Annotated in this window: 12 protein-coding genes; 1 reads left to right on the top strand and 11 read right to left on the bottom strand. The window is 62.9% G+C overall.

What is annotated here, in order from left to right; all coding sequences use genetic code 11:
* Window positions 1-45: 45 nt before the first annotated feature.
* The 5 genes from PCO31010_RS01400 to PCO31010_RS01380 form a co-directional block, all read right to left on the bottom strand.
* A complete protein-coding gene (locus tag PCO31010_RS01400; protein WP_150662664.1) occupies window positions 46-1,035 on the bottom strand; it encodes a hydroxymethylglutaryl-CoA lyase in 990 nt (329 codons plus the stop codon).
* Window positions 1,032-2,246 carry a CaiB/BaiF CoA transferase family protein gene (locus PCO31010_RS01395; RefSeq protein ID WP_150662663.1) on the bottom strand — a complete coding sequence of 405 codons (1,215 nt, stop codon included), beginning with the start codon at window positions 2,244-2,246 and terminating at the stop codon, window positions 1,032-1,034. The genes PCO31010_RS01400 and PCO31010_RS01395 overlap by 4 nt, the downstream gene beginning before the upstream one ends.
* Before the next feature lie 26 nt (window positions 2,247-2,272).
* Window positions 2,273-3,595, bottom strand: a complete 1,323-nt coding sequence (locus PCO31010_RS01390; RefSeq protein WP_150662662.1) for an MFS transporter — start codon at window positions 3,593-3,595, stop codon at window positions 2,273-2,275.
* A gap of 233 nt (window positions 3,596-3,828) precedes the next feature.
* A complete protein-coding gene (locus tag PCO31010_RS01385; RefSeq protein WP_150662661.1) occupies window positions 3,829-4,731 on the bottom strand; it encodes a LysR substrate-binding domain-containing protein in 903 nt (300 codons plus the stop codon).
* Window positions 4,728-5,981 carry a citrate synthase gene (locus tag PCO31010_RS01380; protein ID WP_246184384.1) on the bottom strand — a complete coding sequence of 418 codons (1,254 nt, stop codon included), beginning with the start codon at window positions 5,979-5,981 and terminating at the stop codon, window positions 4,728-4,730. Before PCO31010_RS01380 ends, PCO31010_RS01385 begins: the two co-directional genes overlap by 4 nt.
* A 155-nt stretch (window positions 5,982-6,136) precedes the next feature.
* Here PCO31010_RS01380 and PCO31010_RS26825 point away from each other — a divergent pair, with 155 nt between their 5' ends.
* On the top strand, window positions 6,137-6,910 hold the full coding sequence (locus PCO31010_RS26825; protein WP_246184383.1) for a cupin domain-containing protein: 774 nt from the start codon (window positions 6,137-6,139) through the stop codon (window positions 6,908-6,910).
* A gap of 113 nt (window positions 6,911-7,023) precedes the next feature.
* On the opposite strand, the gene PCO31010_RS01370 is transcribed toward PCO31010_RS26825, so the two are convergent.
* The 6 genes from PCO31010_RS01370 to PCO31010_RS01345 form a co-directional block, all read right to left on the bottom strand.
* A complete protein-coding gene (locus tag PCO31010_RS01370; protein WP_150662660.1) occupies window positions 7,024-7,998 on the bottom strand; it encodes a zinc-dependent alcohol dehydrogenase family protein in 975 nt (324 codons plus the stop codon).
* Window positions 7,999-8,071: 73 nt separating this feature from the next.
* Entirely contained in the window at window positions 8,072-8,374 is a 303-nt protein-coding gene (locus PCO31010_RS01365) for an ArsR/SmtB family transcription factor (protein ID WP_150662659.1), read from the bottom strand.
* Window positions 8,375-8,481: 107 nt separating this feature from the next.
* A complete protein-coding gene (locus tag PCO31010_RS01360) occupies window positions 8,482-9,834 on the bottom strand; it encodes an acetyl-CoA carboxylase biotin carboxylase subunit (RefSeq protein WP_150662658.1) in 1,353 nt (450 codons plus the stop codon).
* 80 nt (window positions 9,835-9,914) lie between these two features.
* On the bottom strand, window positions 9,915-10,856 hold the full coding sequence (locus PCO31010_RS01355; RefSeq protein ID WP_150662657.1) for an IclR family transcriptional regulator: 942 nt from the start codon (window positions 10,854-10,856) through the stop codon (window positions 9,915-9,917).
* Window positions 10,857-11,001: 145 nt separating this feature from the next.
* Window positions 11,002-11,790 carry an enoyl-CoA hydratase/isomerase family protein gene (locus tag PCO31010_RS01350; RefSeq protein ID WP_150662656.1) on the bottom strand — a complete coding sequence of 263 codons (789 nt, stop codon included), beginning with the start codon at window positions 11,788-11,790 and terminating at the stop codon, window positions 11,002-11,004.
* A gap of 56 nt (window positions 11,791-11,846) precedes the next feature.
* On the bottom strand, window positions 11,847-13,385 hold the full coding sequence (locus PCO31010_RS01345; RefSeq protein WP_174984198.1) for an acyl-CoA carboxylase subunit beta: 1,539 nt from the start codon (window positions 13,383-13,385) through the stop codon (window positions 11,847-11,849).
* Between the last annotated feature and the right edge of the window lie 110 nt (window positions 13,386-13,495).

The raw sequence follows: 13,495 nt of genomic DNA, 5'->3' as shown, positions 1-13,495 counted from the left end.
CGGAACCCTTTTTTCGTTGGAAGACGCAAAGCAGAGGGCCGCGTTTCAGACTGTGGCGCGTGGCGTCACGCCCAGCGCACGTTCCCGAATGGCGTCCATATCCTTGGGCAGCGGATGGAGGTCAAGTCGACGACCCGCTTTCACGATCTGACTGGGTGTATCGTGACCGATCAGCGCCGGAAGGCGATTCGACGCATCGATCAACTTCGCCAGATCGACGCCGGTGTCGTACCCCATCAGCTCCAGCGCATGCACGATTTCCTCGGTGCACACATTGCCGGTCGCGCCCGGTGCGTAAGGACATCCGCCGATGCCGCCCAGCGACGCGTCGAAGCGATCCGCCCCCGCGTCGATGGCCGCCAGCACATTCGATAAGCCCATGCCGCGCGTGTTGTGGAAGTGCAGCGTCAATTCGGTCTGAGGCCACCGCGCCCTGAATTCGCTGACCAGCGTGCGTACCTGACCGGGGTAGGCCATGCCGGTGGTGTCGCACAGCGTCACGCCCGCAACGCCCATGCCGCCCACGAAGCGCTCGCACAGTGCGAAGACGTCCGACTCCGGCACATCGCCTTCCATGGGGCAGCCGAAGACGCATGAGAGCGAGATATTCACCGGAACCGAAGCCCCCTTGGCCGCGTCGACGACCTGGCTCAATGCGTCGATGGACTGATCACGGGTCATGCGCAGGTTGGCCAGATTGTGGCTCTCGCTGGCCGACATCACCAGATTCAGTTCGCCCACGCCGCAGGCCATCGCGCGCTCAGCGCCCTTGAGGTTCGGCACCAGCGCGCTGTAGACGACGCCCGGCATGCGCTCGATCCCTTGCATCACCGCCTCGGCATCGCGCAACGCGGGAATGACTTTCGGCGACACGAACGCGGTCACTTCGACCTTGTTCATACCCGCGCGCGAAAGCGCGTTCACCATCGCGATCTTGTCGTCGGTTGGAATGAACGCCGACTCCGCCTGAAAACCATCGCGGGTTCCCACTTCGTTCATGTAAATGCGTCGGCCGCCGCCATGCCACACGGTCATGCAATCACTCCTTTGCTTCTTAAGACGTCGACGTCCTTTGCCGAGAGTCCGAGTTGTGCCAATACGTCGTCGGTATCGTCGCCAAGTCCCGGGGCGGACGACCGGATCGTGCCCGGTGTGCCCATCAACTTCGGTATGACACCGGGCACTTCCAGCGCATAGCCGTCGCGCGTGGTCTGCGAAACGATCATGTCGCGAGCGCGGTAATGCGGATCGGCGACGATGTCCGCGACGGTGTACACCTTGCCTGCGGGCACACGCGCCTCACCCAGTGCGTCCAGCACCTCGACGACGGTCTTCGTCGCCGTCCAGACGCCAATGGCGGCGTCCAGTTCTACAACACGCTTCGTGCGACCGGCGTTGTCCGCGAGACTGGGATCCTCGGCGAGATCGTCACGTCCGATGGTCTGCATCAGGCGCTTGAAGATGCTGTCGCCGTTGCCAGCGATCAGCACATAGCCGTCGGTGCACCGATAGGCATTTGAGGGCGAGATGCCGGGCAGGGCGCTGCCAGCGGCTTCGCGCACGGCGCCAAACGCGCTGTACTCGGGAATCAGACTTTCCATCACGTTGAGTACGGCTTCGTTGAGCGCCACGTCGATGACCTGTCCCTTGCCACCATTCACCTTGCGGTGATGCAGCGCGGTCAGGACACCGATGGTCCCGTGCAAGGCAGCCAGCGTGTCGCCGATCGAAATGCCGCAGCGCACCGGCACGCGCCCCGGTTCGCCCGTCAGGTGACGCAATCCGCCCATGGCTTCGCCGATGGCGCCGAACCCCGGCAGATCGCGGTAGGGGCCGGTCTGACCGTAACCCGAAATGCGCAGCATGATCAGCCCGGGATTGAGTTCGGACAGGACATCCCAGCCCATGCCCCAGCTCTCCAGCGTTCCCGGGCGAAAGTTCTCGATCAAAACGTCGGCCGAAGCGATCAACTGACGGGCGATGTCCTGACCTTCGGGGCTGCGCAGATCGAGCGCAATCGAGCGCTTGTTGCGCGATTGCACTTGCCACCAGACTGACGTGCCTTCCTTGAGCATGCGCCAGTTGCGCAGTGGGTCGCCCGCACCCGGCGGCTCGATCTTGATCACGTCTGCGCCAAACTCGCCCAGCGTCTTCCCGGCGAACGGCCCGGCAATCAGTTGCCCCATTTCGATGACCCGAATGCCGCGCAGCGCAACATCGGGACGGTCTTGTTCATCGGTCTTCATACGTCGTCTCTCAAAAAGCGGATCTTTCAGTCACGCGCTCGCAGCTTCTCCGGCATCGCAATCGTCAGGATCACCACACAGACCAGCCCGAGGCCACCGATCAGATACAGCGCCGGTGTAGTGCTACCCGTCATGTCCTTGATCCTGCCGACCACGACCGGGCTGACGATCCCGCCCAGTTGCCCCAGCGTATTGATGAGCGCGATGCCACCGGCGGCGCCTGCGCCGGTCACGAGCTTCGGAGGCAACGCCCAGAACGCGGGAATCGCAGCCACGACGCCTGCACCGATGGCGGCGAGCGAGATCACCAGCACGGCGGTCTGCTTGTCGAACATCCCCGCGCTGAAGAAGCCCAGCGCAGCCAGCAGCATCAGTCCGATCACGTACTTGCGGCGCTCGCCGGACCGGTCGGACAACTGCCCGACGATCACCATCGCAATCGCACCGCAGAGGTAGGGCACCGCCGTCAGAAGACCGATGGTCGTCGAGTTGCTGATACCGGACGCGCGGATCATGTGGGGTGCCCAGAAGTTCAGGCCGTAAGAGCTGACCTGAATCAGGAAGTAGACGAGACCCAGCGTCAGGAAGCCCGGCGTCTTTACGGCATCGAGCAACGAATGCCCGCCGATATGTCGGTTCTGATGCGTGATGTTGGCGAGCAGCACAGACTTCTCCGCAGGCTTGAGCCAGCGCGCATCTTCGATTCGGTCGTTAAGCACTTTGTAGACGACGAAGCCGAGCAGCACGCAAGGGATACCGCCCACAAGAAAGAGCCAGTGCCAGCCACGGATGGCGAATACGCCGTCGAGTTGCGATAGGACAAGACCCGACGCGGGTGCGCCCAGCAAGCCTGCAAAGGCCGACGCGAGAAAAAGCAGGGAGGTCATGCGTCCCCGATAGGCCGTAGGAAACCACAGCGTCAGATAGAACAGCACGCCGGGCGCGAAGCCCGCTTCCATCGCGCCGATCAGAAAGCGCAGGAAGTAAAACTGCCACTCGGTCTGAACGAAGACCATCAGCGCCGTAGCGATGCCCCACGAGACCATAATGCGGGCGATCCAGCGTCGTGCCCCCACTTTGTAAAGCATGAGATTGCTCGGCACCTCGAACAGCACGTAGCCCACGACGAACAGGCCAGCGCCCAGCCCGTAAGCCGTGTCGCTCAGCCCCAGATCCGTCTGCAATGAGAATTTGGCAAAACTGATGTTGATGCGATCGAAGAACGCAAACAGGTAGCACACCATGATCAACGGCATGATGCGCCAGGCGATCTTGCGAACGATTTGCGATATTTCGGTGTCCGCCAGCGTACCGGTGGATGGAACGGGAATCGACTCGGTGCGAGCCATGACTGTCTCCTGATGAATTGGATGGCAGCGGAGGCCGCAAGCGCGAGGACTTGCCGGACGACTCGCACTGCATCGCCAGAACGGCGCTCTGTGTGGCGCGTACTGGAATTCTGGTCGCAGGCAAGTCAGGACTGAAGCCCAAAGGCGCGAACCGAGCTTTCGCGAAATGCGAAAGCTGGTGATACAGGAAGGACAGTGGGTGGGATATTGGGGGATCGTGAGCGTCGAGGGAATCAGGCGTCGCGACTCGAGCGAAGGTGCTCGATCAGCGTGCGGACGTGGCGCGGCACGGCGTTCACGTCGCGCAATCCGATCAGCAACCGCCGCTCGGCCCATGCGTCTTTCAACGAGATCTGACGCAGATTCAGCGAGCGCGCCAGCGCCCGCACGGCGTCGGACGGCAGTACGGCAATGCCCATGCCCGCCGCCACCATCTGACACATCGCGTCGAAGCTGCGCACCTGAATGTGCAACTTCAGACGGCGTCCAAGCGCTTCCGTCTCCATCTGAAGCCGATTGGCGAGCGATGTCCCCTCCGACAGGCTGACGAAATCGTAGTCCAGCACTTCATTGAAATACACCTCGCGACGACGTGACAGCGCATGCCCCTTAGGCACCACGAGGCTCAGATGATCCTCGCGATAGTCGAGGCATTGCAGGCCCAGCGCCGGTGTTCGATCCGCAAAGATGCCGATGTCGGCGCGCCCGTCGAGTACCGCCAGCACGATCTCGTTACTGTTCTTCTCTTCAAGCTCGATCCGTATACCGGGATTGGCTTTCGTGAAGCTCGCCAACTGACGTGGCAGGAACTGCGTCACGGCCGATGTGTTGGCCCAAAGGCGCACCACGCCGACGATACCGGAGGTGAAGTCGGAGAGCTCGGCGGCCAGCACATCGACATCGGTCAGGATGCGTTGCGCGTGCCGGTACAACGCCTGACCGGCGACCGTCAGCGTCACGCCGCGCGAATGACGTTCCAGCAACGCCGTGCCGACCGCGTGCTCCAGGTCTGAGATCCGTTTGCTGGCCGCGCCGACCGCGAGGTGCGCCAACGCCGCGCCCTTGCTGATGCTGCCCGTGCGCGCGATCAGATTGAAAAGGGACAACGAAGCGAAATCGATACGGTGAGGGTTCATGACACGGAGGAAATGTAGGTGGCGCGCGGACGCAACATGAACGCCTGCGCGTATTGCTCGACCACGTGGGCGCACCATCCGGCGGTGCGTGCGAGTATCCAGACGGCCGCAGCGCTGCCGCGCGGCATGTCCAGCGCACGGGCGAGGGCGACGAGCGCGACAGCGAGGCCCGGCGTCATCTTCGTCTCGTCTTTCACGCGCTCGATGAAACCCAGGATGTGCTTAACATCAGGACGGTCGGCACCGCATCGGGCGGCGAGCGAAAGAATCAACGTTGCACGCGGATCGCCTTCGGGGTAGAGCGGATGATTGAAGCCGAACAGCGCGACGCCGTGATCGCGCACGCGTTTGATTTTCCCCGATAAGGCCTTCGGCGTGCACGTCTCGAACAGTTGGGTCTCGACGCGTGCCGTCCCCGCCCCCGTCGCGTAGCCGACATGCGTGCTGATCGCCGATGCGATGCAGTTGTACAAACCGGCATCGCTCGATGCGGCCACGCGTGCCGCAAACGTCGCCGGAGCAAGCTCGTGGTCGGCGAGGATGATCAGCGTGGCGTCGATAGCGGCAACCGCTTCGGGCGTGACCGGCGCACCGCTGGCACGCAGCGCATGGACGGCCAGCCGCTCGCCGGGCCTGCGCGCAACATGGCGACCCGTCGGCGACAGGTAGCCGAAGCCCCCGGCAAAGACCTCCAGCATCGTGCGTAGCGCAGGCATCGCCGCCTCGCTGGAGACGTCATGCAAATCGCGCCCCCGTGTGCTCATTGCGAGCGCGAGCATCGCCATGAAGTGACCGATGTCGGCGGGCGCGACCTCACCGGCACGCATGTCCAGCAGCGATTGCACATCAGGAGGGACGTGGGTCGCCGGCCAGTCGGCCTCGGCGTCGTGCCACTGTCCCGTCACGAGGAACTTGGCCACGACCTCGAACGCATATCCGGCCATGGCGAGGTCTGCCGCCGGACGATTGCGATAGGCCGGGCCGCGTGCGTCGATCGCCGTAATGGACGACATCACCACAGGCTCGCCCCAGCGCATCGACGTCGCGGCGGCGACGGCACGCGGCAGACGTCCGCGGCCACGAGCGGCAAAGCGCTCGACATCGTCGCGCGCATATAGATGCCGGTTCGTCCCCTGCGCGGGCGTGCTGCGAATCAGACCCCGGCTCACATAGGTGTAGAGCGTCGCGGTCTTGACGCCCAACGTCGCCAGCGCCTCCTCACGCGTCAGGAAATCCTTCTTCGATGTCATGGTCGATTTTCAGAATCAATCTTGTTCGCCTTGTGGCGATTTCCTAGTATCAGTGCCGGGATCGACAAATCGATGGATCGAGTATAGCCGCGCACTTCGACCGCTGTGCCTCTGCGCATACGAAGCGTTCCGGCGAGAACAGAATGGAGACAACCATGAACGCCGTTGCAAGCGAACTTTCCGGGTCGGCCAACGAGGCCACCACGACCGACGAAGGCAAACCCGTCACCTGGCACGTCGACGACGCTCCCTGGATTCCCCTGACTGGCCTGTTCATCAATCGGTCTGGCTACAAGACGGTGACCGATGCCGCCTATACCGGCAATGCGTACAGCATCGAGTTGACGTCCGTCGGCGCGGGCGGGTCGTCGCCCACGCACGTCGAACCGCACGCGCATTTGTTCTACGTGCTCTCAGGTCACGGTGAGGTGAGCGTCGGGGAAGAGGTGACGGAAGTCCGCGCCGGTTCCGTCAGCCCGATTTCAGCGGGGATGCCGCATTCGTTCCGCAATCTCGGCGACGACGCACTCGAAATGCTCGTCGTCTACCATCCGCCGCGCGTGCGCAAACCCGTTACGGGTGATCAGGCGGATGCCGAACCGAGTGGCGAGCGCGCATCCGTCGAGCGAGTTGCCCCGCGTGAGGCACCGGCCGAGCGGCCAACGGACTACGAAGTCGAGCTGCGACGCTCGGGCCGCACGCTGGAAGTGAAGTCGTCGGAATCGTTGTTACAGACACTGCTCGATGCGGGCGTCGAGGTCTCATACGGGTGCATGCAAGGCATGTGCGGCGAATGCAAGACGCGTGTGCTCGAAGGCGAGCCCGATCACCGGGACTCTGTGCTGACGCGTGACGAGCAGGCGAGCGGCGAGGTAATGACGATCTGCGTTTCCGGCTGCAAATCGGGAAAGCTGGTACTTGACCTGTAGCTGCTAGTCGGCGGCGTCGAGCAGGCGTGCCAACGTCAGCACGCCTTTTTCGATGTTTTCCGTCGAGATGGCGGAAAAGCCCATCACGAAGCCAGACGGCGCACGCCGACGAATTACGCTTCGGACGAGGGAACGACCGCAATCGCAATCTTTCCCCGCAGACCGTTGTTGCGCCGCTCCAGCAGGGCGTGAGCCGCCGGAATGTCGGCCAACGAGTAAATGGCGCCGACATGTGGCCGCAGCTGGCCGCGCTCGACCAACGCGCTCAGTTCGTCGAGCTTGCCCCGGTTTTGCCGTGTGAAGACGAAGTGATAGCTGGCGTTCTTGCCCCAGGCCTGTACGAGGTTCTGCGGCTGCGCAATATCCACGATCGTGACGACGCAGCCAAGTTGTGCGAGCACATCCGGGCTGCGCGACAAGGTGTCGCCGCCGATGGTGTCGAAAACGACGTCGACGCCGCGGCCGCTCGTCTCTCGCAGGATGACGTCGACGTAGTCCTCCTTCTCGTAGTCGATCACAACGTCGGCCCCCATTTCCCGGACGAAAGGGACGTTTGCTTCACGCGCGGTCGTCAACACGCGAGCGCCCATGGCTTTGGCGAGCTGAATCGCCACGTGTCCGACACCACCGGCACCGCCGTGAACGAGAACGCTCTCGCCGACGCGCAGCGCCGCGCGTTCGACCAGCGCTTCCCACGCCGTGCCACCCACCAGAGGCAGACTGGCCGCTTCGAGATGAGTCAGGGAAGGGGGCTTCTTGCCGACGATGTGCTCGTTGGCGACGTGATACTCGGCATAGCTGCCGGGACCGTCGAAGATCTGCGGGGTGTACCAGACCTCATCGCCCACGGAAAAGCCCGTGACGCCCGGCCCGAAAGCTTCCACAACGCCGGAAACGTCATGTCCTGTAATCGACGGCAACGGGACGAGGTCCGGATAGTCGCCACGTCGCACCTGATAATCCAGTGGATTGATGGACGTGGCATGGACCCGAACCAGCACCTGTCCGGCCCGAGGTACGGGCGTCGGCACTTCCTCAAGCGCGAACGATTCCGGACCGCCAAACGACTTCAGCACGACTGCTTTCATTGAGAGCTCCTGATTCGATAAAAAGGGATATCGGGATTTATCGATATTTAGGGATAAAAAAATTGAACGTCGATTACAGCTCCTTCCCGATCATGCGGGCAAGGGCACTGATGGTGGCTTCATTGCGCTTGTAGTAGGTCCACTGACCGATGCGTCGCACTTCGACGAGGCCAGCGCGTTGCAGCGTTGCCAGGTAGTCGGACACGGTCGACTGCGACAGTCCGACCCCTTCCTGAATGCTGCTGACGCAAACACCCACCGTATGAACGTCGCCTTCGTCCTGAGGCGGAAAGTTCTTCACGGGATCCTTCAGACCCTTCAGGATCTCAAGGCGGGTGCGGTTCGAGAGCGCTTTGAAGATTTCGAGCAAATCCATGAGCGGGATTGTATCGAGATTTTCCGATATGTCAATGCGCTGCGGAAGTCAGAGGAACGAGGGCGAGTCGCTGTCCAGCCCAGAATATGCATGACGGCGAGGCCAGCTCAATGACGTGCGGCAGCGAGAATATCGGTCCCGAGTCCGGTGTGGATGTGTCCGAGCTGAAAGAGCTCGTCGTCGAGCACCTGGAGCGCGAACGGGATATTCGTTTTTACCCCGCGGATCTGCGTCGCACTTAGGGCTTCGCGCATCCGGCGAATCGCCGCGGCGCGGTCTGTCGCGTGCACGATGACCTTCGCCAGCAGCGGATCGTAATACGGCGTGACCGTATTGCCCTGCCCATATCCAGTCTCCACGCGGATGCCATCCCCCTTAGGGAGTTCGAAAGTGTCCAGCTTTCCGGGCGACGGGAAGAAGCGCACCGGATCCTCGGCGTACACACGCACCTCGATAGCGTGGCCGGTCACGCGTGGCGAATCGGGTATGACCGTCGCCAGCGCTTCCCCCGCCGCCAGCCGGATCTGCGACGTCACCAGATCGATACCCGTGATCGCCTCCGTCACCGCGTGTTCGACCTGCAAACGCGTATTCATCTCCAGGAAGTTGCAGGTGCCATCGGCGCCGAACAGCGTTTCGGCAGTGCCGATGACGTCGTAACCGATCTCCTGAAGCAATCCGGCAATCTTCTCCGCAGTGGTCTCCATGTCGCGACGCGGCAATAGCGGGGCAGGCGACTCCTCAATGACCTTCTGATGTCGGCGCTGCACCGAACAATCGCGCTCGAACAGGTGACATGCGTTACCTGCCTTGTCCGCCAGTATCTGAAACTCGATGTGGCGCGGGCGCTCGATGAGCTTTTCCAGATAAAGCTCGCCGTTACCAAAGCTCTTTTGCGAGACGGAGCGGGCCTGAGCGATCGCCGCAAGCAGCGAAACTTCGTCGCGCGCAGGCACCATGCCGATGCCACCGCCGCCGGCCGCTGGCTTGATCAGCACCGGGTATCCGATGGCGCGTGCGGCGGCACTGATCGAATCGGCATGGTCGTCGAGCAGTCCCGAGCTGGGTGACATTGGCATGCCGTAGCGAGCCATCAGCTCTCGTGCGCGGGTCTTGTGCCCCATCGCTTCGATCCAGCGCGGCGACGGTCCGATGAACGTTGCCCCGGTTTCCATCACGCGGCGCGCGAAGGTCGCGTTTTCCGAAAGGAAGCCGTACCCCGGGTGCACGGCATCCGCCTTCGAGCGTGCCAGCACGTCGATCAGGCGATCCTGATCGAGGTAGCTCGACATCGCGGGTGCGGGACCGATGGCGTACACCTCGTCGGCCTGCGCCAGATAGGGGAGTGTGGCATCCGCTTCGGAACAGACCGCCACGGAACGAATGTTCATCTGGCGCAACGCACGGATGATGCGTGCTGCGACCGCGCCGCGATTCGCTACGAGAACCTTCGCAAACATGTCTTCTCCTTCGTCGTTTTCATTCTCCACCGCAACGGGTGCGCAAAGGCGCTACGGTTAAGTCGCGGCACAGGCAGGCGTCAGGCGCAAAGGCTGTCGGCCAATCCTCCCCAGGCGATCCGTGCGTCGTCCAGGTGACGACCGAGCGCATCGGATTCGAGACGCAGCGCGTGCAGCGCCTCCTCAAGGTGCTCACCAGTCATTCGCGACGCAATGGATGCAACGCTGATTGAGACGAACGCAGGACCTTCCTTGCGCGGCAACGTCATGCCGATGGCGCTTACGTCGGCGATCACCGTTTGCACGTTCGTCGCGTAGCCATCAGCGCGCGTTCGTGCGACCAGCTCGCGCAGGCGCGCTGGCGAGATGTCGCGATAGCGGGGCAAATGCACGGCGTTCGCTGCGATTGCGGCTTCTACGGCGTTGTCAGGCAACGCAGCGAGCAACGCCATCGCGCCGGCACCCGCGCCGAGTGCCCGGCGCGCACCGATCTTCAGGCTATGGGTGCGAATCGGGTAGCTGCCCTGCAAATGATCGAAGCACACGGCGTCATGCCCGCTTCGCACCATCAGAAAGACAGAGTCGCCCGTCAGGTCGGCCAGCCGTCGCAGCGTTGGCTGGCAGCGTTCACGAAGATCGAATGCCGGCGACGCATTGAGGCCGAGCAGATACGCGGTATGACCGAGCGTGTAACGGCGCGCCTGCGGGTCGAGTTGCAGCATGTTGCTGAACGCCAGCCCTTTGACGATGCGATGCGCAGTGATGCGCTCCAACGCCAGGCCCTCGGCGATCTCATGAAGACGCAAGCCTTGGGGGCCGCACATGGCAACAAGGCGCAGCACGGCGATTGCGCGCTGGATGCTCTGCGTGCCTTCGCTGGCCCGGCGTCCGGCAGCGGCGTTTGCATGGTTGCCGTTCGTCGTGAGGTCGGGCATGAAGTCTGCGGCGTCGGCGATGCCATCGGCGATATCCTCGGACGAGGTGTCGTCAATATCGCTGGCGTGTCGTGGAGGCAGGCTCATGAAAATCTATCCGTTTCGGCGTCTGCTGCGGGCAGACAAAGTGGAGCTGACAAACAAGGGAAGTGGCATGGCATCGTCGATGGTGTGGCGCCGCAGTGTTCGGAGGACGAAGGAAACCGGTATTGTCTCGCAAACCGGGATTGCGTCAGCGGCCTCGAAACACCGCTGCGCGCTTCGCAGCGAAAGCCTCACGTCCCTCCTTGCGATCTTCGGTGTCGCGCAACAGCCCCCACAGATGACGCTCGTAGGTCAGCGCAGGCGACAGTGGCATATCCAGACCATTGCGTGCCGCCTGTTTGATCGCCCGCACCGCAAGTGGCGCCGCGTTGGCAATGCGGCGTGCGATCGACGTCGCCACCTCCATCAGTTCGTTCTGCGCGACCACGTGACTCACCAGGCCGATGCGTAGCGCCGTCTGCGCGTCGATGGCATCGCCAGTCAGCAGCATCCACATGGCATTCGCGTTACCAATCAGACGCGGCAACCGCTGCGTTCCACCCGAGCCAGGCATGGAGCCGACGGTCACTTCCGGCAGTGCAAAGCGAGCCGTGTCGGCGGCGATGCGGATGTCGCATGCCAGTCCGATTTCAAGTCCGCCACCGTACGCCAGCCCGTTGAATGCGCAAATCACAGGGGTGTCGAAGTCCATGCCCAGCGTGAGCGATCCTGCTTCGGGCTCGGCACCTTCGCCGCGAAACGTCTGTGCTGCGAATGAGCTCGTCGGTGGCGGTGTGAGCCGAAGATCTGCGCCGCTGCTGAATGCACGATCCCCGGCCCCCGTGATGACGACCACGCGAATCTCCGGCGTGCCGCCGATGTGCCGCCAAAGCGCCTGCAGTCGCGTACGCATCGGATAGTCGATCGCATTGAGCGCTTCGGGGCGGTTTAACCGTACCGTCGCGACGCCGTCGCTCACACTGAAGTCGATAGTCATGGTCGCAATGCCGCGCTTCGCAAATAGGTAGATATGTAGAGACGCAGTGCGTTGTCTCAGGGATCGATACGGTGCTTGAATCCGGGCTGACGTGAGTCTGCTGCTGCCGCAAGCGCCTGACGGATCGCGTCGCGCGTTTCGGCAGGGTCGATCACGTCGTCGATCCAGCCCTGTGCCGCAGCTTCGTAGGCGCTCGATTGCTCGTCAAGACGCGCCATAATCTCCGCCTTGCGTGCGGCCGGATCCGGTGCGGCGGCAATCTCCCGACCGAACACCAGTTCAACGCCAGCTTCAGGCCCCATCACGTCGAAATGCGCCCCCGGCCAGGCCGCAAGATAGTCGGGCCGCATGGCGCGGCCGCACATCGCCAGATACGCCAGACCAATGGCTTTGCGGGCGACGAACGTAATCTTGGGGACCGACGCCGCGCACACGGTGTTGAGCAGCCGGGCAGCGAGCGACACCATGCGATGTTTCTCGATGTCGGGGCCGACGAGAAATCCCGGTGCGTCGCAAATGAAGACCAGCGGGACGTGAAACGCGTCGCAAACATCGACGAACTTGCGCGCCTTCTGTGCGGTTTTCTCGTCCATCACACCGCCGCGCGCCATCGGATTCGACGCGACGAAGCCGACCGGCTGCCCATCGATCCGGCCGAACGCCGTAATCAGATTGGGACCATAGCGCGGCCGATAATGGAAGAGGTCCCCTGCGTCGACGATCAGACTCAGCACTCGCTTCATGTCGTACGCCTGACGCCCGACATCCGGAATGAGCGTGCGCAGCTTTTCGCGTCCTTCCTCCGTATCGAGCGCCGCAGGCTTCGCCTCGACGACCGGCGGCAGCTCGCCGCTGTGGCTCGGGAGAAACGACAGGAACGTTCGCAGACTGCGCAGCGTGTCGGCTTCCGTGTCACCGACGTAGTCGACCTGACCGGTGACGGTCTCGCTGACATCCGCGCCACCAATGGCGTCGGGGGTGACCATCTCGCCGGTGCCAACCTTCACGACGAGCGGTCCCGACATCCCCATCACGCCCGTGCCGCGCGCGAGCGCGGTGAAATCGGACTGTGCGGCAGTGAAGGACGGACCGCCAAATGCCGGTCCAAGAATCGCGGCGAGCTGCGGAATCTGTCCGGACATCCGGAAGTGATCCGCAAACCGCGCGCCCATGTTTGCAGCCATCGCGCCAAAGCTTTCTTGCACACGCGCCGCACCGGCTTCCATCAGTGCAATGAAAGGTTTTCTGTGACGCAACGCAGCATCGCGCACGCGCGCGATCTTGATTTCCCCCACACGTCCTCGCGTGCCGCCCAGCACGGTCGCATCGTCCGCTGCGACATAGACAATGCGCCCGTCGACGGTGCCGTGCCCGGTCACGATGCCGTCGGCCGGCGTTCGCTCGCGCAATGCCGGGTGCGCACTGTGCGCGTGCACGCCCATCTCGACAAAGCTGCCGTCGTCGAGCAGCAGCGCGATACGCTCGCGCGCCGTGAGCTTGCCTTGCTCTCGCAGTTTGTCGATTGCAGCCGCCGATGTCGATGACCGGATGGCGTCGCGGCGGTTTTGCAGTTCTTCGATCTTGCGTTTGTCCATGAGCGTCCTGGCGGTGCGATGGGCACGGAAAGCAGGTGGGTCTTTCCGTATATCCATATATTGAAATAGATAGCGATTATATGGTGCGCTACGTGAGCATCGATGTCGTG

Origin of the sequence: Pandoraea commovens (genome assembly GCF_902459615.1) — a bacterium.
Classification (GTDB): domain Bacteria; phylum Pseudomonadota; class Gammaproteobacteria; order Burkholderiales; family Burkholderiaceae; genus Pandoraea; species Pandoraea commovens.
This window is presented reverse-complemented; position numbering and strand designations above follow the sequence as displayed.